We start from the raw sequence: 23,246 nt of genomic DNA on the forward strand, positions 1-23,246 counted from the left end.
AATCCCATTGGATATCTTATTATAAAATCGAGAGGTTCGCGTCTTTACGGACAGATTGCGCGATATAAGTTGAGTAGTATAAGAAAGCTTAGAGGGTAATTAAAGTGCCTCAAGGTAACGAAGCATTATGGCCGGCTTGGGTCATTGAGTGGTATGTCATTCATCACAGCAAAATCGTAACATTGATTACAAGAGAAGACTTTAATATCAGCAGAGGTTATCGTTATAGTAAAGCCTAGCTAACAAATAGCATGGTAATTAATAGAGAAATTAGCATGGCTATCAACAAAAACAGTACTAAGATAAGTAAAAGCTAATATAACCAAAAATAATGGCAATAATAACTAAGGATATTTTATGAGTAATGCATCAACCAGTGACACACAAAACGATAAATATGTACCGCCTAAAGTTTGGACACAAGACAAAGACAACGGCGGTAAATTCGCAAGCATCAACCGCCCAACTTCTGGCGCTCGTTATGATAAAGAGCTACCAGTAGGCGATGCTCCACTACAGCTATACTCACTGAACACACCCAATGGCGTCAAGGTAAATATCTTATTAGAAGAGCTAGCAGAGCTTGGTATTAGCGGTGCTGAGTACGATGCTTATAAAATTGATATCTCGCAAGGTGAGCAGTTTGGCTCAGGGTTTGTAGCGATCAATCCCAACTCAAAAATCCCAGCGTTGGTCGATCATTCTGCTGATACCGCTGGCGAGCCGATTGCTCTTTTTGAGTCGGGCGCTATCTTGATGTATCTGGCAGAAAAGTTTGACAGATTCCTACCTTTGTCGCCAGGAAAAGCGCGAGCGGATTGTCTGTCGTGGATTATGTGGCAAATGGGTAGTGCGCCTTTCTTAGGTGGCGGCTTCGGACATTTTTATGCCTATGCACCAGAGCCGTTAGAGTATCCAATTAATCGTTATACGATGGAGACCAAACGTCAGCTTGATGTACTAGATACCCATCTAAAAGACAGTGAGTACCTATGCGGTAATGAGGAGACTGATTATAATATTGCCGATATGATCATTTGGGCATGGTATGGACAGTTGGTACTCGGTAAGCTATATGATGCGGCAGAATTTTTACAAGTACAAGACTATAAGCACATACAACGCTGGGCGAAAAAAATTGCTGAGAGACCTGCCGTCAAGCGTGCTATAGACCTAGAACTAAAACCAATCGATTAATTACTAGCGTGAGCATCATTTCATTATTTTCAATTATTACAGTTAGGCCGGTAAGTTACTCACTTATCGGCCTATTTTTATTATATTTGAAATAATGAATATATAATCGATGACCACTTCCTTTTGTATTTACATAATGGTACATTAGTACAACAGATAGAAACATTGGTGCGTTAAGATAACCGCTTATCACCGTGACAGACAGGTGTTTATACTTATTTGATTGATGAGTAATGGATTATGGAAAACAATAATAAAATGCGCTTACCTATGCTTGCAGCAGTTAGCATGGCTTTGTTCAGTACAGCAAGTATGGCGCACACCGAAACTGAGTTCACCAGCCAAGATTGGCAGGTGGTCTGTGATAATACCCGTACGTGTCGGCTGGCAGGATATCAAGCAGACAATAACAGTGAGTTCCCAGTATCTATCTTACTGACTCGCCGTGCAGGTGCAGATGCTGCCGTGGATGGTAAAGTAAAGCTTGGTGGCGCTAAAGACAGCTCTTCTAAAGCCTTAATGCAGTTGGGTAACCGTCACCGAATATCACTATTTATCAACGATCGAAATTATGGCGAAACCAAGCCGTATTCTACAGCCGCAGGCAGTGCTGAGCTAACCCAAGCACAGGTTACAGCACTCCTAAGCGCGCTTCAAAGATCAAGTAAGATTACGCTAGCACTGCGCAACTCACGCTGGCAGCTTTCAGATAAAGGCGCTAGTGCAGTGATGCTAAAAGCTGATGATGTCCAAGGGCGAGTAGGCACACCAAGCGCCTTTATAAATAGCAACGAGGCCATAAAATCTAACAGCAGTGTATTGCCACCCAAAGCTGTACCAGTACTGCGTTTTGTAGAGCCTAGTGGCAAGTCTGATACTAGTAATGATAAAAAGTTTGTCATGAGATCCTCTCAATTGGCCTCATTGATGAAAGGAACGATGAAAGATGCCGATGCTGACTGCCCAAACCTATCAGACAAGTCACCTTGGCGTGTCAGTCGCCTAAATGATTCACAGCTGCTCGCACAGCATGATTGTTGGACAGCTGCTTACAATGCAGGTAGTGGCGCGTGGGTGATCAATGATAGTAAGCCTTACAAGCCGACATTGGTCACAACTAGTGCCACCAATTACGATAAAGGTAAGCTTAGCTCAGTACAAAAAGGCCGCGGTATTGGCGATTGTATGAGTAAAGTCGATTGGGTGTGGACGGGCCGCGCATTTGAGAAAAGTCATGAAAGCACCACTGGACTGTGCCGTCTTATCGAAGCGGGCGGGGCGTGGCAGCTGCCGACTTATGTGACGGATGTTAAAGTAGTCAAATAATCACCGATTTTTTATTGAATGAGACGTTTAGTATGCTCAATAGAGGACTTAGTCGGGCTATTTACTCAGTAATTGAATAAATGGCTACACATAATTTTTTATTGTGCTATACTGCGTCGCCACGTTAGCTTAGGCTTTCGTGAATTATGAGATTGATAACATCGCCTGCGATTTTGGGTCTAGGATGACCATAAGTAATTGTTGCCGATGATTTTGTGTACTTAAATAACACCTTAAACATATCAGTTATTTTTGACTCATATCTTATCTACTGACCTATATATGGTCTAGATTGGTTGCTGTTTGCGATTATCTGCTTTGGACAAAGCATTGATGATGCGCGTATATCAAGCATGGATAAGACACTCGGCACTACCACCAAAATACGTCAGACAGCACGAACGCATTTATTATAAAGACGCTAAGCTCTATTGGCTTGGTTTCTGATTATCGACACTTTTATGTTGCTCGGTAACCTTTAATAAAAGCAGCGTGATGAACGGTTATCAGTGGTATGCATCAAGTTTGCTGAATTTACAGCAGCTTATACTTACCAAGGATTACTATGACTGACATCTTATCTGCAATCGCTGCTGAAAACGGCATCATCGAAAGCAACGACACTACTGCAAATACTGACACCAATACTCAAGCGGCTACTACTGACGCTGCTGAAGAAAACAAAGTCACCTTTACTGATCTTGGCATTGCTAAGCCAATTCTTACTGCGCTTGATCGCAGTGGCTATACCAATCCAACCCCTATTCAAGAACAAGCCATTCCTTTTGCTCTAGCCGGCCGTGACCTTTTATTGTCAGCGCAAACGGGTAGTGGTAAAACAGCGGCTTTCGTGATCCCAGTACTTGATCGTTTGAGCCGTGCGACTAGCTTTGACAAACTAACCAAAGCACTTATCCTAACGCCAACGCGTGAACTTGCTCAGCAAGTGCATGACAGCGTCCGTACGTATTCTAAAGACATGCGCGGTCTATTTTGTGTCCCACTCGTTGGCGGCGCACCATATAACGGTCAGATCACTGCTTTGAAAAAAGGCGTTCAAGTAATCGTTGCAACTCCTGGTCGTCTACTTGACCATATCAATGCGGGCCGTGTTGATCTATCAAACCTAGAAGTATTGGTACTTGACGAAGCTGACCGTATGCTAGACATGGGTTTTGCTGATGATATCAGTGATATCCTTCGTGCAGCACCAATCGATCGTCAAACGATCATGTGTTCAGCAACTTGGGATGGCCCAGTCGGTAAAATCGCTGCCAGCTTCACTAAGAACCCTGAGCGCGTATCAATCAAAGTAGAATCTGCACACATCGAAGAAAAAGTGTACTACTGTGATGATTTTGATCATAAAAACCGTTTACTTGACAAAATCGTTTGCCAGCAAGATATGGAACAGATCATTATCTTTGCTGCTACCAAACGTAGCACTGAAAAACTGGCTAAACAGCTACAAGAAGCAGGCCATAAAGCAAGCTTCCTACATGGTGATTTGCCACAGAGCAAGCGTAACCGTATCGTTCAAGACTTGCGTAATGGTAAGGTAAAAATCCTAGTAGCGACTGATGTTGCTGCTCGTGGTCTAGATATCCCAGCTATCTCGCACGTCATTAACTATGACTTGCCGCGTCAGACTGAAGATTACGTCCATCGTATCGGTCGTTGTGGCCGTGCTGGTCGTACTGGTGTTGCTATCAGTCTATGCAGCATGGATGATCGTCCACAGCTGAATGCTATCAACCGTTATTTAGATCGCAAAATGGAAGTATGTGTTATCGAAGGTATGGAGCCTAAGAAAACCTACGTACCGAGCGAAAACAAAGGTAATGGTCGTGGCCGTGGTCGCGGTCGTTCTAACGGCGGCGGTCAAGGTCGTGGTCGTTCAAGCGGTGGCTATGCTGGTAAATCTAGCGGAGGTCAAGGTCGTGGTCGTTCAAGCGATAGCGCACCAACTGGTCAACGCGCAAGCAACGACAGCGGTTATCAAGGTAAGCCACGTGACACGTCAGGCAAACCAAATGAGCGTTCAGGTGGCAAGCCGTATCAAGGCAAGCGCACTGGTGGCCCAAGCCGCGGTGATAGCAATGGCGTTCCACGTGGTGAGCGTGCTGCAACTGGTCGCGGTCGTCCAAGTGGCAGCCAAGGTCGCCCAGCAAGTCGTTCTGACAGCCGTGGTCAAGGTCGTCCAAACGGCGGCAACCGTGGTAAAAACTCATAATATCGCTATAACGAACGATTAAAGCTACTAATTCATTAATCGTCTAAAGATAGCAGCAAAAAGCCAGATACTTGTTATCTGGCTTTTTTATGTTTGATCTAGCCATCATGAACCTGAAAATAGATATCTCAAATGAATGACTACTGTTTATTGAAGTGATAAACCCATTGGTCATCAAACCAAGCATAATGTCTGCTTGCGCGAGTTTTTTAGCTTGTCTATACTGATTCACTTTTGCCAGCTGTCAGCCTTGGAGCGACTTGATGCCTACCAGTTCATCTTTAGCAATCGATAGCCTGCCATTAGCGTTTGGCATTATCATGGCCATCATCGGCTTGGTCTTTTATACCCAAGGCTTACCGGGTAAGTTTTGGCGACGATTTTATGCGGTATTGCCCGGTATTGTACTGTGCTGTTTTATACCCGCCACCCTAAACAGCTTAGGGGTGTTTGCTGACGGCGTTGGCGCGCAGATTTATGGTTTTACCGCCACGTATTTGCTGCCAGCAAGTTTGCTATTGATGACCTTATCCATGGATGTTCCCAAAATCCTTGGCTTGGGCTGGAAAGCTATTGCGATGTTCTTTGCTGCCAGTATCGCCATTATTATCAGTGGGCCTATTAGCTTAGGAATTGCCAAATGGGTGTCACCTGAGATGTTTGTCGACGATACGTTGTGGCGCGGTTTTTCTGCCGTTGCGGGCAGCTGGATCGGCGGTGCGGCGAACCAAGCAGCGATGAAGGAGCTGTTTGGGGTCAGTGATGATCTATTTGGCATGATGATCTTGGTGGATGCCACTAATGCCTCATTATGGTTATTGGCAATATTAGTAATGGCAAAACACAGCGCAAAGATCGATCGATTCTTGCGAGCGGATACCAGTAGCATTGATAAAGTTATCAAAGCCGTTGAGAGCTATGAGCGCGATCATGCCCGCCCAGCCACCATCAATGATTTGATGGTAATGTTTGGTTTGTGCTTTGCCATGGTTGGAGTGGCGCACTTTGTTGGTGGACAAATTGCTGACTTTTTTGCCCCATATAAATGGGCGGTGCAATATAGTTTTGCCAGTTCATTCTTTTGGATGGTGGTCATTATTACGCTGCTAGGTGTCATTTTTTCTTTTACTAAGATTCGTCGCCTTGACCATGTGGGCGCGTCCAAAATGGGTACCGTATTTATCTTCGTGCTGATTGCCGCGATTGGTATGCAGATTAATTTGGCGGGTATTGTCTCGCAGTGGCGGCTATTGCTTATCGGGTTTTTATGGATGAGTACACACGTGGTGATTATCTTTGCTGTTGCCAGACTTATCCGTGCGCCGTTTTTCTTTTTGGCGGTGGGCTCGAATGCCAATACAGGCGGCGCATCGTCGGCACCGATCGTCGCGACGGCTTTTCATCCATCGCTTGCGCCTGTTGGGGTATTTTTGGGTATTATGGGCTATGCGGTGGGTACGTTTGGCGGGTATATCAGTACCCAATTGATGCGCTTGGTAGTGGGTTAGTATTTAGGTTATCCATATTCTGATAGCATTTTTTCCTCAAAAAACCCGCAATGACTGTGGGTTTTTTTATTATAAGGTGACCAATGACTTAAGTTGTCGTTTTGTCTATCTATGCTATTGATACGTAAGCCTTGCCATAACCCTGCATGAGTACGTGTTAACCTTCTTGCTACTCAGATGAATAATAATAAATACATTAGCAATAAACAGCGACCCAATAGGAAAAATAGCGCCATGGCCGATCCAAAAAAATTAGAAGAAACAGCAAATAAGACAAGTGTCGTCAAGAGCGCTCTATACAACCCCAATCAAGAAAACATTCAGGTCAGAGGTGCGCGTGTACATAACTTAAAGAACGTTGATGTTGATTTACCTCGCAATGCATTAGTGGTCTTTACCGGTATCTCAGGCTCAGGGAAGTCCTCATTGGCATTTGGTACGTTGTTTGCCGAGTCACAACGCCGCTATCTTGATTCGGTGTCGCCTTATGCAAGAAGGCTCATCGATCAGGTTGATGAACCCGATGTCGATACTATAGAAGGATTGCCGCCAGCGGTTGCTCTACAGCAAAAGCGAGGTACGCCGTCAGTGCGCTCGTCTGTGGGTAGTGTGACGACTATTTCTAATGGTCTTCGTATGCTGTACTCACGAGCCGGAGAGTATCCCGCTGGCCAAGAGATACTGTATGCCGATGCATTCTCGCCTAATACGCCAGATGGTGCCTGTCCGACGTGTTCGGGTATTGGTCGTGTGTTTGAAGTGACCGAAGAGCTACTGGTACCAGACAATACCAAGAGTATTCGCGAGCGGGCGATTGCCGCGTGGCCACCAGCATGGCAAGGTCAAAACCTGAGCCGTATATTAACAACGCTGGGTTATGATATCGATAAGCCTTGGCACACCCTGCCAAAGAAGACCCGCGACTGGATTTTGTTTACCGATGAAACGCCAACGGTCCCTGTTTATCCTGAGTACGATATAGAGCAAACACGCGAGGCGATTGAGAAAGGGGAGAAGCCAAACTATATGGGCACGTTTACCAGTGCCAAGAACTTTATTTTGCACTCTTTTGCCACGACCCAAAGCCCGCGTACCAAGAAACGCGTCTCGCAATTTATGCAGATATCTGAGTGTCCAGAATGTCACGGCAAAAAACTCAAAAAAGAATCACTGTCGGTTAAATTTGCAGGACTCGATATCGGTGAGCTGTCGCAGCTCACACTGACGGATATGGCAATCAAACTTGAGAAAACAGCACACACCAAAGTAGCAGATGACACACCAAACCGCGAAAAAGCCATCGTTGCCCAGCGTATTGCTAGTGATATTCTCTCTCGTATTGAGGCACTAACAAGGCTTGGTCTGGGCTATCTGTCGCTTGAGCGTACCACACCAACGCTATCGCCTGGTGAGCTACAACGACTGCGATTAGCGACCCAGATTCGCTCGCAACTGTTTGGCGTGGTTTATGTCCTTGATGAGCCATCAGCAGGTCTGCATCCTGCTGACACGCAGGCGCTACTTGGTGCGCTAGATGAGTTGATCGCGTCTGGCAACTCGGTGTTTGTCGTTGAACACGATGTGAGTGTGATTAGACATGCTGATTGGGTGGTGGATGTCGGGCCAAAGGCTGGCACGCATGGCGGTGAGATTGTCTATAGTGGGCCTGTAGAAGGGCTACGTGAGGTTGCGCAGTCGCATACGGGTCAATATCTCTTTGCCAACGACACGGCGAATCTTCAGTCAAAATCTAACACGAGGCAACCGACAGCATGGCTCAAACTTGCAAATATCGAGCGTAACAATATAACAGGCTTAGACGTTGAGTTTCCACTTGGAGTGATGACCAGTGTCACGGGTGTCTCAGGGTCAGGTAAGTCGAGTCTTGTCAGCCAAGCATTGGTAGAGCTTATCAGTGAAGTATTGGGGCAAAAGACGGTTACTGAAGCGCCTGTAGGTGAGGCAGATTTGCTTGAGCAAGAGCTTGAGACAGTCACTGGTGGTGAAATTGTCGCTGGCATGGAGCAAGTCCGTCGTCTTATTAATATCAATCAAAAAGCGATTGGGCGGACACCGCGTTCCAACTTGGCAACCTATACAGGATTGTTCGATGATGTGCGTAAGCTATTTGCCGCAACTAAGCAAGCAAAAGCACATGGCTATGACGCTGGACGTTTCTCGTTTAACACCAAAAAAGGCCGCTGTCCAAATTGTGAAGGTTTGGGTTTTGTCAGTGTTGAGCTGCTGTTCTTACCAAGTGTTTATGCGCCTTGTCAGGTCTGTCATGGGCAACGCTATGACGAAGAAACGTTAGACATCACGTATCGAGACAAAAACATTGCTGAGGTATTAAATTTAACGGTTGAAGCGGCTCATGAGTTTTTTGCTGATGAAGCGCCTATCTTGCGCGCGTTAGATGCATTGCTGCAAGTGGGTCTTGGCTACTTACGTTTGGGGCAGCCAGCTACTGAGCTGTCAGGGGGTGAAGCACAGCGCATCAAGCTTGCCACTGAACTACAACGCACGCAACGAGGCGATACACTGTATATCTTAGATGAGCCAACCACAGGTCTACATCCTGCTGATGTATCCATGCTGATGGCGCAATTAAATGGTCTGGTCGATGCGGGGAACACGGTCATTATGGTTGAGCATGACATGCAAGTGGCCAGCAATAGCGACTGGGTGATTGATATTGGGCCAGGGGCAGGTGATGAGGGCGGGTTAATTGTCGCTCAAGGCACGCCAGAAGACGTGGCCCAATCAGAAGACAGTCGCACCGCACCATTTTTATTGGTGTGATTTTATTGATGTGACGACCAGTCTTCAAATTGGGTCTAAGGGTGAAAGGTCTATCCCCAATAGTTATCAGGGCATTTGGGCAATTCAACTAACGTGCGACGTAACGCATCTGACCATTTATGACGGATGGTATTAAAATATTCATCACGCTCATCAATACGGCGACCTTTGGGTAAGATTAAACTGTCATTTTCATAAAGTACAAAATCTATCGGCATACCGACTGATAGATTTGAGTGAATCGTGGAATCAAATGATAGCATCAAGGCACGTGCCGCGTGTCTTACATCCGTGTTATAGCTGACAGAACGATCCAAAATAGGTTTGCCGTATTTGCTTTCACCCAACTGAAAGAAAGGCGTATCTTCAGTGGCTTTGATGCAATTGCCTTCAGGATAAATTAGGTATAACTCAGGCGGATGTCCTTTAATCTGACCACCAAGCATAAATGAGCTAGTAAATGCCCCATCGCGACTAGAGTTAGCGACTGCTTTTGCATGATTCATAATATCACGCATACATTCGCCAACCATTTGCGCCGCATCAAATAATGTCGTCACTGTATTGAGGTTGCTCTCAAGACGCTGATCAATATCGTTTTGCAGTTTATTAAATACCGCTTGCGATGTCGCTAAGCTGCCAGCGGTTTGCAGCACCATAAAGCGCTCGCCTTCAATGCCATATTGATACAACTTTCTGAATGTCGATATGTGATCAACACCGGCATTGGTGCGCGTGTCACTGGCAAAGACCATACCGTCTTTTAGACGAATGGCAGCACAATAGGTCATAAGATACCCTTGATGAAAAAAGTAATAAAAAATAGCAAACGCTATGATAGCTTTTTGACTAATACCAAACTGTAAAGATTTTCGTAACCGCCGCCCATACGCACGCCGCGAACAGGTGCCGTATCTAGATAATCTCGCCCAATCGCCACATACACATGTGAGTTTGGGGTAAATGCCTGATTTGAGATATCAAAAGTATACCAGTAACCATCTAACCAAACCTCAGCCCATGCGTGACTGGCCATGTGATTTTCGGTATCGTCATACAGATAACCGGACACATAACGCGCTGGAATCTGTTGATCGCGCAAGATACTTAAAAATACATGTGTATGGTCTTGGCACACACCGGCACTTGTCGCAAACGCCTCAGCAGCGGTCGTGCCCACATGTGTGACGTCTTTAACAAAAGGCATTTTCATAATAAGGGCATTTGCCATCGCCTTTAGGCTGTCATGAGTGGGCGTTTTTAGATATGGCGCTGCAAATTCTCGCATCTCTTGTGAGCATTTGGTCAACGGGGTTTGTACGGTAAATAGCAGGTAGGGGACATGATCCATATCCTCTAGTCGTTCGGTTTCGGTATTGATCTCAACGACACCCGATGCCTGCATTTGTAAGTTGTTATGTGCCTCGTTACGACTGAGCGTGAGCCATGCATTACCAAAGCCGTCCTTTTGGTTGGTCGCCACTTTAGGGAGCATGACATCCCATTTATGAATGGTTTGGTGCGGCATTTGCATGGGGGTCATGCGTATGTACTGTACACTGCGCTGCGCCAGCTCATCGTAATAATAGTTGGTTTGGTGACTGATTTGAAGTTTCATAATATCTTCTCCTTTTTCTGTTTATTCCATATGTCTCATGAGCCATTATTATTGATTTTTGGCTAGACACCTTCTATACACCTTGACGCAATATGAGATTAAACTCTTTGCTAATCAGCGCAAAATCACTAAATTTCTTTGATCTGATCATCTGGTTGGTCAAGCGGATAAGCTCACGCCAGCGCGTATTTTCTGGCAACTCATTAATCCAGTGTCTGAATTCAAAACTGACCTCTGTTGAATCCTCTCCCAACAAGACGGCACGCTCAAGCTGCTCGAAGTGACGCCCTAATTGCCAAAAACAAGTCACTGTCGGATTTTCTTGTTTCATCGCAGCGTTACACGCATGTAGCTGCAAGGTGGCCGCTCGATACGTGCCAGCACTCGATAACCGCTTGATTAGGTTATACAGCTCAGCGGTATCTTTACCAATGACACCTTTGGCCTCTTGGACATTGTCCTCAATCGATTGCACGATATTGGGTATGATGTTTTGTTCCAAATCAGACATCATTTGCGCTTTCATGGTGGTAAGCGACGCTTCACCATCAACGGCAAACCCTAAATGACTGATTAAATGTTTGATCTGTGATTTTTTGAGATCGCCTTTGATAAGCTGTTTCATGACATCGTCATAGTAATACAGGCGCTCACTATATCGGCCTAGCCATATTAAGTGACTGGCGGTAGAGAGTAGCAGTATCATGGGCGCATCATCTAAACTCTCGTAACCGGTTTCTAAGGGCTGGACGCGATTATAGTAGTTCGCATGCCCTGAAGCGTTGCCTGCAGAATTGACCCCTACTGATGATGAAGGCGAGCACTTGTCGGCTTGCTGGCTGTCTAAATCACTGTCATCAATAACCCAAGTGTCTTTGATACCGCCACCTTGCGATGAATTGACGACCAACGAGCCTTCAACCATGGCCACTCGTGTCAGACCACCGGGTACGATATCTACCGTGCCATCACCATGACTGAGAATAAAGGGACGCAAGTCAATATGACGCGGTGCGATACCATCGCTCACGGCAGTGGGGTTGGTAGATAGTGAGATGGTTGGCTGAGCAATATAGCCGGCTGGATTTTCAAGCAGACGTACGCGATATTCTTCGATTTCTTCTTTGGTTGATGTCGGACCAATAAGCATCCCATAGCCGCCTGAGCCTTGCGTTTCTTTTACCACCAGCTTGTCCAGATTATCAAGCACATATTTGAGATCGTCGGGCTTACGGCACTGGTATGTCTCAATATTAGGTAGGATAGGCTCTTCATTTAAGTAGAACTTAATCATATCTGGTACAAAAGGATATAAACTCTTATCATCGGCCACGCCCGTACCTGGTGCGTTAACAATCACCACGTTGCCAGCGCGATACGCACTCATAAGACCCGATACGCCCAAGATAGAATCTGAGCGGAATGCTAAAGGATCAATATAAGGGTCATCAATGCGGCGGTAGATGACATCAACTTGTACTTTACCGCGAATACCTTGCATGTAGACTTTGCTGTCCTCAACGACCAAATCATAACCATGAACGAGTGGCACATTCATCTCATGTGCTAAAAAGGCATGCTCATAATAGGCACTATTAAAGCGACCTGGCGTTAAAATGACGACTTGCGGATCATATTTGGATGTTGAGCTGGCAAGACAGGCTTTGAGACGGTTGGGATAATCACTAATACCCATAATAGGCGTGTCAGCAAAGATATCAGCTAAGAGCGTTTCTGATATATTGCGGCTCTCAAGCATATATGAGACGCCTGACGGGGTACGCAAGTTATCCTCTAACACACAAAACTTGCCAGACTCATCACGGATTAGATCGATACCACTAATGTGAGAGTATATTGGTTTGTCGAGCTCAATGCCCATCATCCACGGCTCATAGCAACCACTGGCATACACATAGCTGGCAGGGACAATATCGGCCTTCATAATGGCTTGATCATGGTAGATATCATGCAAAAAAGCATTGAGAGCAGTGATACGCTGTTTACAGCCTGCTTCTATTTGTTGCCATTCGCTCGCTGCAATAATGCGTGGAATAATATCAAACGGAATCATACGCTCGATGTTTTTGGCATCGCTATAGACCGTAAAAGTAACCCCTTTGCGGTAAAAGATGTTTTCTGCTTGTTCGTTGAGATAATTGAGGGCATCCATGTTGATGTTATCAAGCCAATGACCAACGGCTTTTGCAACGGGACGATACTGACCTTTGCCTGTTTGGAGTTCATCAAAGCTTGGTGCGCGTGATGGGGGAGTATCTGTTGAGTTACTGTCTGCTGACTTATTTTGTGATTGACTCTGCGACTGGCTTTGCGATTGCCCTGAAGTGTTGTCCTTGTCTTTTACACTGGTTTCAGGGGTAGCCGTATCCTCATTTGTATTTTTATTCTGACTTTGGTCTTTGATTTGACCTATTGACTGCTCTTCTTGAGGTTGATTTTGGCTCTGACCCTGACTCTGGGATTGAGATGATTTTTTATTCATAAGTACCTCACGTATCCTTGGTAAAGTTACACTTTATGATGACTACACCCTCTATGCTAAGCAAGGGATCACTTGTATTTCGCCAAACAGGTAGTCTATCTCCTGTATGAACTATACAACGGTTACCGAGTAACATACAACAAGGGTTAAGTAATAGGTTTTTAGTAATATCAGCCTAATTCTGATAAATTTAACTCAATCTGTGTGAAAAAAGGAAAAGAATGGACATGAAGATACGAGGTAAGTTTTTGGTGCTGGCAAGTATGGGGTTGGTAGCGACTCTGAATATAACCGGCTGTGGTAGTGAGCCACAGCAAGATACCTTGCCAGCTGGTAGCACAGTGATTGCACTTGGTGACTCGCTGACTTACGGCTATGGCGCGAGTCTAGATGCAGCTTATCCTAAGGTACTTGCCGATTTGAGTCATTGGACCGTTATTAATGCAGGCGTCAATGGCGATACCTCCGCAGATGTGCTGGCTCGTGTCGATGATATCACTAAGCAAAACCCTGACTTGGTACTGCTTGGCGTGGGTGGTAATGATGTGTTGCAACGCGTTCAACCTGAGACTACACGTGCCAATATCACTGCTACTATCGACACCTTGAAATCTGCAAATATCGATGTGGTCCTTATTGCTGAACCTCACTTTAGTGCCAGCGCTCTGTTTGGACAGGTGAGTGACAACCCATTATACGAAGATATTGCTGATGCTAAAGAGGTGCCTTTATATTCAGGTGGTTGGTCTGAGATACTGTCGGATGACACGTTAAAGTCTGATCGCATCCACGCCAATGCTGCGGGTTATCGGCAGTTTGCAGAAGGGCTGCATGATTATTTACAAGAGGAAGGATTGGCACGATGAAAAATAGCTACTTACTGATGGCAATAAGCGCAGTGGTTTTTTTGTTTGTAGATTTTTTACACCGTAACGGACGCTTACTCAATGATAAAGGTGAGATGGTGATTAATAACACAGGTCTTGCTGCTTTGACCTTATTGGTCGCTGAGTCTGACCCGAATCAAAAAGAAACTTTGATCAAATTGATTATGAATATGTTGTCGATGGAGATTTTATTTTAAAAAATGCGTTGTTTCTTTTTCTTGTAAACCACATTTAATTGAGTTATTTTTCAGTATCGTTTACAGTTCTTTAACCAAGGAGAAACAGTTTGCATAATAGATTATCACCGCTCACGATTTCAGTTGTCGCTGCGCTGACACTACTTACAGGCTCACAAACATTTGCAGAGGCCCAATACGGTGATTATGGTAAAGAAACGGCGTTAACGCTCGCTCGCGACTATGCTGGTCGCTATACCGGATCTGACAAGGAAATTGAGGCTGCTAATTATATGCAGCAACGTATGACTATCGATGGCAGTAATAATCAAGTCGATCGTCAAACGTTTGATTTTGTCGCACCTCGCGGTTTATTTAGAGGTCAAACACTAACGAGTAATAATATTATCGTGACCCAAAAAGGTATTGCTGATACCAACAGAACGCTATTTGTTGGCGCACATTATGATTCTGCTGTCGCTTATCCAAATTATCAAAATCTAGAGGCATTGGACGATAATGCTTCTGGGTCTGGTGTTTTGACTGAGTTGACAAGAAACCTGAGTGGCATTGATACAGAACATGATATTCAGTTTGTGGCGTTTGGTGCAGAGGAGGGTGGCCTCAATGGTTCAAAGGCGTTTGTTGATCAGCTCACTGACGCAGAAAAATCGACAGCACTGGGTATGATTAACTTAGATAGCTTGATTACAGGCGATAAGATGTATGCCAATGCAGGACGAAATGCTTATGACGATGACGACAATGAAGTAGCTGCCAATGTAGGACTGCGTGAAAATGCGCTGCGTATTGCAAAAGAGCTTGGTATGACACTCGAAGTCAATCCAGCCATCATTGCACCTGGCGCGACAGAACCCTACGAGCCTTATGGTGTTGGCTGTTGTAGCGATCAAGAGTCTTTTGACAACGTAATGCCTGTAGTAGGATTTGAGGCGACCAACTGGGCTCTTGGACCTGATTATGATGGTTATACGCAAACGGAAAATCCGAATATCCCAGGTGGCTATACGTGGCACAATCCCAAATTAGACAATGAGGAAGTGCTTACTTCTGCATTCGGTGAAGAACGCATCGCACAAAGAATGCGTGACTATTCGCGTCTTATTAGTAGATTGATCGTTGAGCAAACCAATGCTGATATCATTGCCGCAAACAAAAGCGCGCTTAATCTTCAAAATAGAATGGGAACAGTATTAAAGCATAGTGCCACTGATGCGCACTCAGCGGTTCTTGAGCGTGCCAATGCTTTGGCTTTACCTGCTATTGATAAAAATAACACCTTTGATGCTTTGCGTACTCAGGTTTGGGTAGACGGCTCTCAAAGCTATGTCGATTCTGATAACGTCCAAGAAGGCACTCGCGCCAATATTGGCATCTATGGTGAATACGTTGTGCAACCTAGCTGGCGTGTTGGTGCAGGTCTCAAAGCCGCCAATCAAAACAATAAAACTGTAGAGAACGGTATCAAAAAAGACACCAGCTATGGCATTCAAGCTTACTCGCTATTGGGCGGTAAAGACACGGCTTGGTGGAATACGACCTCTGTAAGCTTATCTAAACATGATTTAGATGTTAATAGCACCGTTAAACTAGATGGCAATAATGGCATCAACATTATTAACAATAGCGAACGCGGTAATGCTGATGCCGATGTGTTTAGTGCTTATAATGAGCTTGGCTACAATTTTCTTATCAAGAAAAATATCGCTCATGGCGCTTTTTTAGGTTTGAACTACAGTGATACAGACATAGACGGCTACACAAGTGGCAATGCCAACTCTCGCACAGCCCTAAAAATTGAAAGCACGTCCAGCGAGGCATGGGATTCAGAGCTTGGTTACCAGTTGCAGTATGGGTTTGATTTAATGGGTACACCCGCCAAGCTTCAAAGCAAACTGGCTTACGTACATGTTATCGAAGATGGTTTAGTAGACCGTTTATCAACAACGTCTTTCGCTGATGGGCAAAACAGAGACATTAGTATCACCCAAACGAACAAAGATGATGACTACGGACGTTTTGAGCTGAGTGTTAGCAACAAGGTTTATAACAATGTCTATGCGTATCTGAATGGCGATACTACCTTTGCACGTGATGATAAAGACAGCTCAGTACAGTTAGGCTTACAGTATCAATTTTAAAACATAATGTATGGATGACAGTCTGCGCCGCTTAGTAATTTATTTATGAGCGGCGTTTTTTATACATTTTAATATAGTAATTATCATGGCGTGCTACTGGTTATCTCTATAGTATACGTAGAATGGCTGGCCTATATACTAAGAAGAATAGGGATAAAGTGTATGTTTGACATCATCAAAGACTGGCGCGAGCAGCGCATATTGGATAACAGCGAGTTCACGCATGAAGACTGGGCGCGGGCGGCTGAGCGTATCGTTATCCTTGATAGATTAAACGAGGAGGAGAGAGGTCGTTTATTTGACTTAGCGACTTTATTTTTGGATGATAAGTCTTTTACAGGCGCGCAAGGGTTTGAAATTACCGATGCGGTCAGACAATCCATTGCGCTACAGGCTTGCTTGCCCATTTTAAACCTCAGCCTTGAGTGGTATAGCGGCTGGTCGTCTATTATTATTTATCAAGGTTCGTACAAAAGTGAGAGTACAACGGTAGATGAGTTCGGCATCGTCCACGAAGGCAGTCAGCACCGTAGTGGGGAAGCATGGCAGCGGGGCCCTGTGATACTTTCATGGAAGGATGCCAAGCACTCAGGCGAGCGTGATGGTCATAATGTGGTGATTCATGAATTTGTGCATAAGCTCGATATGATGAATGGCCGCGCTAATGGCTTTCCGCCCATGCAGCCTGATATGGATCCTGCGCGATGGACTGATATTATGACTCGCGACTTTGAAGATTTTCAAACGCACCGCAAATCAGGCTTGGACCGTTATGGCGCCACCAATCCCGCCGAGTTTTTTGCGGTATTGAGTGAAGTATTTTTTGAGACGCCGCAAAAGCTGGTTGACGCATATCCAGATATTTATGAGATTATGGTGAAGTTCTTTAAGCAAAGTCCACTTCAGTCAAAACCATAAAGTCAATTATATATCAAAAATTGAATATAATTCAATATGATAAAGAGACAAAAAGGGCAGTGCTTCATATATGACGCATTGCCCTTTTTTAATACACTATATCTGACCATTTAGATGCTTACGTTTTTATTTAAACTGTCCATTGGTCGTTAATGATCGCCACGAGATAACGCTTGCCCTGATACTCATCAAACACTAGTCGCAGTACACGCCAGTCCATACCAGCGTATTCTTCAGTGCCTTTATAATAAAACTCTACAACGTCTGAGTTTTGGTATATGTCTTTGAAGTTATTGATTGAATTTCCATTATTGGTCAGTTTATTGACGCTGATATCCACATCATTGAATTTCTTGCCATCCACCCAAGTCTCCAAATACGTCGGCAGCGGTGTGATTAATAAATCACCAGTACCGTCTTTCTCGCCCCATGTGAAGCGAATATTGGACTGTTGCAAATATTGTGCATATTGCGCGCGGCTAAAGACTTTATCAGACTCAGGGCGTACGTAGGCATACATCGAAAAACGAACGCCACGTGTGGGATGAATATCATCAGTAATTCTAGCAAAATCTTTATTGGCGAGCGCCCGCTGTATACGCAACGCTTGCTGCTTTAGGGTTTGTTGACTGATATCAGTACTTATAGGCGTTGCTGAGGTGCTGGTAGGTTGAGAAACAATGGCTTCACTGGACTCAGAAGCGGACTGGCAACCAGTCGCGGTCAAAGTAAGCAATAAAAGGCCACTAGAAGCCAATGTTGCAGATTTTTCCTTAAAAAAGGTAGGTAGTATTATCATAAAAGCATCCTTACCACAGTTATTAGCAAAATAAACGTTACGATAAGCCACTAAAATTTGTCATCACAACAGATAAAAAAGAGCATAAAAGCGCTATGTAATCGGAATTTTGATGAGTGAACCTGAATGATACGATAATACAGCAGAGTCGTTATATGGCTATGATGTAATAGACCGTAACACTTATAAGATAAGATCTCGTAGAGAACGACATGCCAACATATAAATCGCTGATATTGCTATCAACCATAGCACTGACAACTGTCGGTACTGCCACAGCAAATGTGACAAAAGCATCTCAGAAACAAGCTGCTGTGGCTGATATGAAAATCACGACTATCACAAAAATGTACCAACAAGATATCGATGACCAAGGTATGAGTAATCCTGTGGTGCTACAGCAATATGCCAATGTTGACTTGCTAGCAGCCATGCAGCTAGAACAAGATTATTTTGATAAAACTCAAATGTCCTGCAACGTTGATTATGATGTGCTGTGGAATTCTCAAGATCCTGATTATACGCAAGACAAGAAGTTTTCGATGACTGATAAAGGATTGGTTCAAGTTAGCTTGGCGCAAGGTAGCAATATCTATTATGATTTGAGGTGCAATGATAAAGATTGCCAAATCGCAGATGTTAGCTTAAATGAAGACGGTGGAACTTTGAGTAAGCATTTGCTTGAAACTTGTCGTTAGTAGAAAACTGAATTGATATTTAAAATATCAGCGTTAAGCTATTTTAAATTTAAAAATACTCATTTAAATATAGAAATGATGTGACGCAGATTGATATTTACTCTTCTGCTGAAACCGCTGGTATGTTTTCGCATAATGTATATTATGTTAAATAAGGTCTATGTGGTAATAACTTCATGACACAGACTGCAGGTTTGTTCTACGTGTCATTCTTAATCGCCATAACAGCTGCCTAGCAAACCAAGCAAGCAGTCATCATGTGTTTCTTATGAGAATACTGTGAACTAACCTAGCGGACGTCAGTGTTGTTCACGACTAAATTTAATTTGCACATTGCCTTGCCCCAGTACATCAGCTAACTTATCAGGCTGGCTTACTCTACCAATACGCGTATAAGAATAGGATGAAGAGAAACTCTTATAAAACACCACTAACGTTGATGAGCCATACAACATGATGTCACCATTATGAATGGTATTTGCACGACTGGCATTCGTTGGCAGTGGATTTGGTAGCTGAGCGTGCTTCTCATTACTGTGCAAATCCTCCATATTTAACGTTAAGGGCAATTGTGCCGCAAAAGCATGCGCAGTCGCGCTGTCTTCAGCCATCACTTCAAAACGATTTCCATTAATTGTCATCCACATATTCACTTGCTCCTTTTCTGATATCGGTTGCTCTGTATTATTAGAGCTTGTTTTTTGCGTCAAACTTTCATGCACAATGGACGAGTTTGATGTGCCATTTTGATCGTCAGCACAAGCACTCAACGTTAGCAAGATACCAACAGCCATCATAATAATCATGTGATTATTCATAGTCATCTCTCAAACTCCCTTATAGTAGTTACTGCGCGGTCAAACGCGATGTTAAGAACGCGGAAATCACTAAAATAATAGCGCTAAAGACAAACGTTGCCTGATAACCGCTATGATCAAACAAAATACCACCCACTGTCGAACCTAATGCAATAGCCAGTTGCACCACAGCGACCATCAAGCTTCCCCCTACTTCAGCCTGTTCTGGCAATGTGCGAGCAAGCCAGCTCCACCAACCAACAGGGGCTGCTGTTGCTAAAAACCCCCAAAGACCAAGTAACACTGCCACAACCATGGTCGATGTACCAAAAAATATCAACGTCGCTGCAATTGCTGCCATAAGAATAGGAATTACAATCAAAGTTGTATAAAAACGCCGCTCTAAGAAAATGGTAATCACACACGTGCCAATAAAACCCATCACGCCAATGCCAAGCAAAACAAGTGACAAAGTAGAGATATTAACTTGAGTGATGGTTTCTAAAAATGGTCTTACATAAGTAAAAAGTGAGAACTGTCCCATAAAAAACAAGCTAACGGCCAACATACCAATCATGACGATAGGATTACGCAGCAATCCTAAGATAGAGGTAGCTTTGTTAGTTTTATCTGTAGTGACTTGCATAACAGGTAAACTGATCCACTGCCAAATAAGAGCCAATAGAGCCACAGGAACTAGACAAAAAAAGGCACCGCGCCAACCAATGATTGACCCAAGATAACTTCCTAAAGGTGCTGCAATGACCATTGCCAAGGCATTGCCACTGTTAAAAATCGCCATGGCCCGCGGCACATCTGAGGGTGGTACTAATCGCATCGCCATTGCTGCTGACATGGACCAAAATCCACCGATAACCACTCCAATCAGTGCCCTTCCAATCATATAAATCATATAATTTTGCGCCAGTGCCACAATGGTGCCTGATACCGCCATCAGGGCAGTCAAAAGCAACAATAGCGTTTTACGATTCATATTGCCTACCACACGAGAGATCGTCAAACTTGTGATAACCGCAAATGCACCTGAAATGGCAATACCTTGACCTACCATCCCTTCACTGATGCTGAGATCTACTGCTATCGGCGTGAGTAGACTCACAGGCATAAACTCTGAGGCAATTAATGCAAAAACGCACAATGTCATGGCAAAAACCCCACTCCAATAGGCGGGCTGTTCTACATTTTTTTCTTTTTCTTTGGTGTTCAACATACACACTCTCGATATTGTATTGAGAATCTATTAAAAAATGGGTTTTAAACTAAACGAAAAACCGGCCATCACGTAGCCGGTTGTTTTTATAACTCACTACTCTCTTTTTTTATTTCAAGTTTTTATTAAAAAAGTCTGTCAATTTGTCAAAAGGGATTTTATCCATGCGGTCGTATAAATCGACATGGTTCGTATTTGGTAAAATGAGCAGTTCTTTTGGTTGTTTGGCTTTTTGATAAGCATCTTTACTAAAATAAAGCGAGTGGGCATCCTCGCCAGCAATGATTAAGATAGGACGTGGAGATATCTCGTCAATATAGCTCAGCAGTGGCATATTCATGAATGATAAAGGCGTCGTCGCCGTCCATGCGCCGCTTGAGTTCACCGCATTTTTATGAAAACCCCGATCTGTGCGGTAGTAATCGAAAAACTCTTTTTGCACAGGGTTTGGATTACTATCTAACGTTTCGGGCAAAATACGATCTGTCGTGGTCACTTTGCCGTTATCGTCTACATAGAGATCATGATTGGCCGTCGCAGGCTGCCCTTTCTCTGCGTCTACCCAGCGTTGTTGATTGAGATGTTTTAATACTGCTTGACGATCGCCCGCATCATAGCGATCACCACCGTCACCTACCCCATGCCCCATCGCACGACTCATATCGTACATGCTGGTCGTGGCGACCGCTTTGATTCGCGTATCCATCGCAGCGGCATTCAAACCCATGCCGCCCCAACCACAGATACCAATAGCGCCAATACGATTTCTATCGACCTCAGGACGTAACCCTAAGTAATCTATCGCTGCACTAAAGTCTTCCGTATTGATATCTGGGGACGCGACATTTCTAGGCGTACCGCTGCTTTCACCCGTATAAGAAGGATCAAAAGCTATAGCGACAAAGCCCTTTTCTGCCATTTTTTGCGCATATAAGCCTGACGATTGTTCTTTTACAGCGCCAAAAGGCCCGCCAACAGCTAATGCTGCTAGCTTTTTGCCGTTATAGGATTTTGGTATATAAAGATCTGCAGCAAGCGTGATGCCATAACGGTTTTTGAATGTTACTTTTTGATGTGTGACGCTGTCACTTTTAGCAAACGTTTTATCCCATTTTTGTACGAGTGGGACGGTAGATGTGGCGGCTTGTGCCATATGATTCGCTCCAAGGATGGTTGAGCTGAGCAGTATTCCCAGGCTAAGCTTTTTGATCATTGATGGTAAGGTCATTGGTCGTCCTTTTTGATAGTAAATCATCACTTATCTGATGATTATTCATAATGTGTGAGTAGAAATAGCCGTGTTATAAACAAGACAAAATTGTTTATAATATATTCTCTAAAGTCATGAGATTATCTTATACTTCTACGATTATAGTGATAATACCCATTTTTTAACTTTTATTTATTCACTCAGGTTCTGAATATGCGACAACAAGAGAATTATAATGAGCTGCATGCTTTCTTATTGGTTGCTCAAGAGAGTAGTTTTACTAAGGCCGCTGTCAAACTTGGGATATCACAATCCGCACTGAGCCGCTCTATTAAGTTATTAGAGCAGCGCTTAGGTCTACAGTTATTCACGAGAACCACACGTAGCTTGTCTTTGACACATGCAGGCGAAGCGTTGTTTGTGACCGCTGAGCAGAGCTTTAGTTTATTAGATGAGAAGTTAGATGGACTCAAGCATTTGCGCGAAACGCCTGCGGGGTTGGTACGCATTAGTGCTGGTCAGTATGCTATTGATAAAGTGCTGTTACCAAAGCTGGCCAAATTCAAACAGCTATATCCTGATATTGAACTCGAGTTGATCAGCGATACTGCTTTGTCAGATATTATCAGCACACAATTTGATGCAGGGGTTCGCTTTGGTAGTTTGGTCACCGAAGGTATGATATCGGTACGTATCGACTATGATGAGGAGATTGCTGTGGTTGGCTCACCAGATTATTTCCTTGAGTTTGGCTTTCCCAAAACACCTGTAGAGTTGAACGATCACAACTGCTTGGGCTATCGATTCATGGGTGGCGGTATGTATCACTGGGACTTTATGATTGATGGGCAGCCTTACAAATTAAAGACGCAAGGACAATGGGTATTCTCGACTGATTACTCAGTGATTGATGCCGCAAAACGAGGACTGGGTATAGGTTATGTGCCCATCGATATGATTAAAGATGAGCTAAAAAACGGCAAGCTTATTCATATATTGAGAGAGTTCAGTCATACCTTTAGCGGCTTTCATTTATATTATCCGCATCACAATGTGTCACCTGCGCTACGAGCCGTCATTGATGCTTTGAAGCTCAAATAGTATTTACTTGGGTAGCAAAGCACCAAGAAAATTCTAAGAAAAAATGAGCCATTCAAGCTCATTAAGACGACCCCTAAAGT

17 protein-coding genes and 1 pseudogene are annotated in these 23,246 nt (G+C 44.1%); 11 read left to right on the plus strand and 7 right to left on the minus strand.

Annotation, left to right across the window (positions count from 1 at the left end; genetic code table 11):
• The first annotated feature begins 357 nt into the window (after positions 1–357).
• The 5 genes from yghU (at position 358) to uvrA (ending at position 9,066) form a co-directional block, all read left to right on the plus strand.
• Positions 358–1,197 (plus strand): glutathione-dependent disulfide-bond oxidoreductase, encoded by an 840-nt coding sequence (gene yghU / locus QO189_RS06990; protein ID WP_371532124.1) that lies wholly within the window; start codon positions 358–360, stop codon positions 1,195–1,197.
• 240 nt (positions 1,198–1,437) lie between these two features.
• On the plus strand, positions 1,438–2,523 hold the full coding sequence (locus QO189_RS06995) for a DUF1176 domain-containing protein (protein WP_371532125.1): 1,086 nt from the start codon (positions 1,438–1,440) through the stop codon (positions 2,521–2,523).
• A 565-nt stretch (positions 2,524–3,088) separates the two neighbouring features.
• On the plus strand, positions 3,089–4,756 hold the full coding sequence (locus QO189_RS07000; protein ID WP_371532126.1) for a DEAD/DEAH box helicase: 1,668 nt from the start codon (positions 3,089–3,091) through the stop codon (positions 4,754–4,756).
• 263 nt (positions 4,757–5,019) lie between these two features.
• Entirely contained in the window at positions 5,020–6,264 is a 1,245-nt protein-coding gene (locus QO189_RS07005) for a DUF819 domain-containing protein (RefSeq protein WP_371532127.1), read from the plus strand.
• Between the two features lie 234 nt (positions 6,265–6,498).
• A complete protein-coding gene (gene uvrA / locus QO189_RS07010) occupies positions 6,499–9,066 on the plus strand; it encodes an excinuclease ABC subunit UvrA (RefSeq protein WP_371532128.1) in 2,568 nt (855 codons plus the stop codon).
• Between the two features lie 50 nt (positions 9,067–9,116).
• On the opposite strand, the gene QO189_RS07015 is transcribed toward uvrA, so the two are convergent.
• The 3 genes and pseudogenes from QO189_RS07015 to QO189_RS07025 all read right to left on the minus strand — a co-directional run.
• Positions 9,117–9,857, minus strand: coding sequence for a peptidase (locus QO189_RS07015; protein ID WP_201601096.1), 741 nt, complete (start codon positions 9,855–9,857; stop codon positions 9,117–9,119).
• A 41-nt stretch (positions 9,858–9,898) separates the two neighbouring features.
• Positions 9,899–10,684, minus strand: a complete 786-nt coding sequence (locus tag QO189_RS07020; protein ID WP_371532129.1) for a transglutaminase domain-containing protein — start codon at positions 10,682–10,684, stop codon at positions 9,899–9,901.
• Positions 10,685–11,537: 853 nt separating this feature from the next.
• Positions 11,538–13,109, minus strand: a pseudogene (locus tag QO189_RS07025) (circularly permuted type 2 ATP-grasp protein); the annotation flags it as partial.
• Between the two features lie 299 nt (positions 13,110–13,408).
• Between QO189_RS07025 and QO189_RS07030 the strand changes: the two are divergent.
• The 4 genes from QO189_RS07030 (at position 13,409) to QO189_RS07045 (ending at position 17,330) form a co-directional block, all read left to right on the plus strand.
• Complete coding sequence (locus QO189_RS07030; protein WP_371532130.1) at positions 13,409–14,053, plus strand: GDSL-type esterase/lipase family protein; 645 nt, start codon at positions 13,409–13,411, stop codon at positions 14,051–14,053.
• Positions 14,050–14,271: a hypothetical protein gene (locus QO189_RS07035; protein ID WP_371532131.1), complete on the plus strand. Its 222-nt coding sequence runs from the start codon at positions 14,050–14,052 to the stop codon at positions 14,269–14,271. The genes QO189_RS07030 and QO189_RS07035 overlap by 4 nt, the downstream gene beginning before the upstream one ends.
• A gap of 89 nt (positions 14,272–14,360) precedes the next feature.
• Entirely contained in the window at positions 14,361–16,412 is a 2,052-nt protein-coding gene (locus QO189_RS07040; protein WP_371532132.1) for an autotransporter domain-containing protein, read from the plus strand.
• Between the two features lie 162 nt (positions 16,413–16,574).
• Positions 16,575–17,330, plus strand: a complete 756-nt coding sequence (locus tag QO189_RS07045; RefSeq protein WP_371532133.1) for a zinc-dependent peptidase — start codon at positions 16,575–16,577, stop codon at positions 17,328–17,330.
• A gap of 130 nt (positions 17,331–17,460) precedes the next feature.
• Here QO189_RS07045 and QO189_RS07050 read toward each other — a convergent pair whose 3' ends face one another.
• A complete protein-coding gene (locus tag QO189_RS07050) occupies positions 17,461–18,129 on the minus strand; it encodes a hypothetical protein (protein ID WP_371532134.1) in 669 nt (222 codons plus the stop codon).
• A 212-nt stretch (positions 18,130–18,341) separates the two neighbouring features.
• Here QO189_RS07050 and QO189_RS07055 point away from each other — a divergent pair, with 212 nt between their 5' ends.
• Positions 18,342–18,827 (plus strand): hypothetical protein, encoded by a 486-nt coding sequence (locus QO189_RS07055; RefSeq protein WP_371532135.1) that lies wholly within the window; start codon positions 18,342–18,344, stop codon positions 18,825–18,827.
• Between the two features lie 299 nt (positions 18,828–19,126).
• On the opposite strand, the gene QO189_RS07060 is transcribed toward QO189_RS07055, so the two are convergent.
• The 3 genes from QO189_RS07060 to QO189_RS07070 form a co-directional block, all read right to left on the minus strand.
• The gene (locus tag QO189_RS07060) at positions 19,127–19,651 is read right to left on the minus strand and encodes a cyclophilin-like fold protein (RefSeq protein ID WP_371532136.1); all 525 of its coding nucleotides are present in this window, start codon (positions 19,649–19,651) and stop codon (positions 19,127–19,129) included.
• A gap of 22 nt (positions 19,652–19,673) precedes the next feature.
• Positions 19,674–20,855: an MFS transporter gene (locus tag QO189_RS07065; protein WP_371532137.1), complete on the minus strand. Its 1,182-nt coding sequence runs from the start codon at positions 20,853–20,855 to the stop codon at positions 19,674–19,676.
• A gap of 109 nt (positions 20,856–20,964) precedes the next feature.
• Positions 20,965–22,083, minus strand: coding sequence for an alpha/beta hydrolase (locus tag QO189_RS07070; protein ID WP_371532138.1), 1,119 nt, complete (start codon positions 22,081–22,083; stop codon positions 20,965–20,967).
• A gap of 195 nt (positions 22,084–22,278) precedes the next feature.
• Here QO189_RS07070 and QO189_RS07075 point away from each other — a divergent pair, with 195 nt between their 5' ends.
• The gene (locus QO189_RS07075) at positions 22,279–23,166 is read left to right on the plus strand and encodes a LysR family transcriptional regulator (RefSeq protein ID WP_371532139.1); all 888 of its coding nucleotides are present in this window, start codon (positions 22,279–22,281) and stop codon (positions 23,164–23,166) included.
• The last annotated feature ends 80 nt before the right edge of the window (positions 23,167–23,246 follow it).

The organism is Psychrobacter sp. Arc29 (assembly GCF_041431175.1).
Taxonomy (GTDB): Bacteria; Pseudomonadota; Gammaproteobacteria; order Pseudomonadales; family Moraxellaceae; genus Psychrobacter.

Coding starts and splice junctions, on each gene's coding strand:
- yghU (WP_371532124.1), top strand. CDS start 358: ATGAGTAATGCATCAACCAGTGACACACAAAACGATAAATATGTACCG.
- QO189_RS06995 (WP_371532125.1), top strand. CDS start 1,438: ATGGAAAACAATAATAAAATGCGCTTACCTATGCTTGCAGCAGTTAGC.
- QO189_RS07000 (WP_371532126.1), top strand. CDS start 3,089: ATGACTGACATCTTATCTGCAATCGCTGCTGAAAACGGCATCATCGAA.
- QO189_RS07005 (WP_371532127.1), top strand. CDS start 5,020: ATGCCTACCAGTTCATCTTTAGCAATCGATAGCCTGCCATTAGCGTTT.
- uvrA (WP_371532128.1), top strand. CDS start 6,499: ATGGCCGATCCAAAAAAATTAGAAGAAACAGCAAATAAGACAAGTGTC.
- QO189_RS07015 (WP_201601096.1), bottom strand. CDS start 9,857: ATGACCTATTGTGCTGCCATTCGTCTAAAAGACGGTATGGTCTTTGCC.
- QO189_RS07020 (WP_371532129.1), bottom strand. CDS start 10,684: ATGAAACTTCAAATCAGTCACCAAACCAACTATTATTACGATGAGCTG.
- QO189_RS07030 (WP_371532130.1), top strand. CDS start 13,409: ATGGACATGAAGATACGAGGTAAGTTTTTGGTGCTGGCAAGTATGGGG.
- QO189_RS07035 (WP_371532131.1), top strand. CDS start 14,050: ATGAAAAATAGCTACTTACTGATGGCAATAAGCGCAGTGGTTTTTTTG.
- QO189_RS07045 (WP_371532133.1), top strand. CDS start 16,575: ATGTTTGACATCATCAAAGACTGGCGCGAGCAGCGCATATTGGATAAC.
- QO189_RS07050 (WP_371532134.1), bottom strand. CDS start 18,129: ATGATAATACTACCTACCTTTTTTAAGGAAAAATCTGCAACATTGGCT.
- QO189_RS07055 (WP_371532135.1), top strand. CDS start 18,342: ATGCCAACATATAAATCGCTGATATTGCTATCAACCATAGCACTGACA.
- QO189_RS07060 (WP_371532136.1), bottom strand. CDS start 19,651: ATGACTATGAATAATCACATGATTATTATGATGGCTGTTGGTATCTTG.
- QO189_RS07065 (WP_371532137.1), bottom strand. CDS start 20,855: ATGTTGAACACCAAAGAAAAAGAAAAAAATGTAGAACAGCCCGCCTAT.
- QO189_RS07070 (WP_371532138.1), bottom strand. CDS start 22,083: ATGACCTTACCATCAATGATCAAAAAGCTTAGCCTGGGAATACTGCTC.
- QO189_RS07075 (WP_371532139.1), top strand. CDS start 22,279: ATGCGACAACAAGAGAATTATAATGAGCTGCATGCTTTCTTATTGGTT.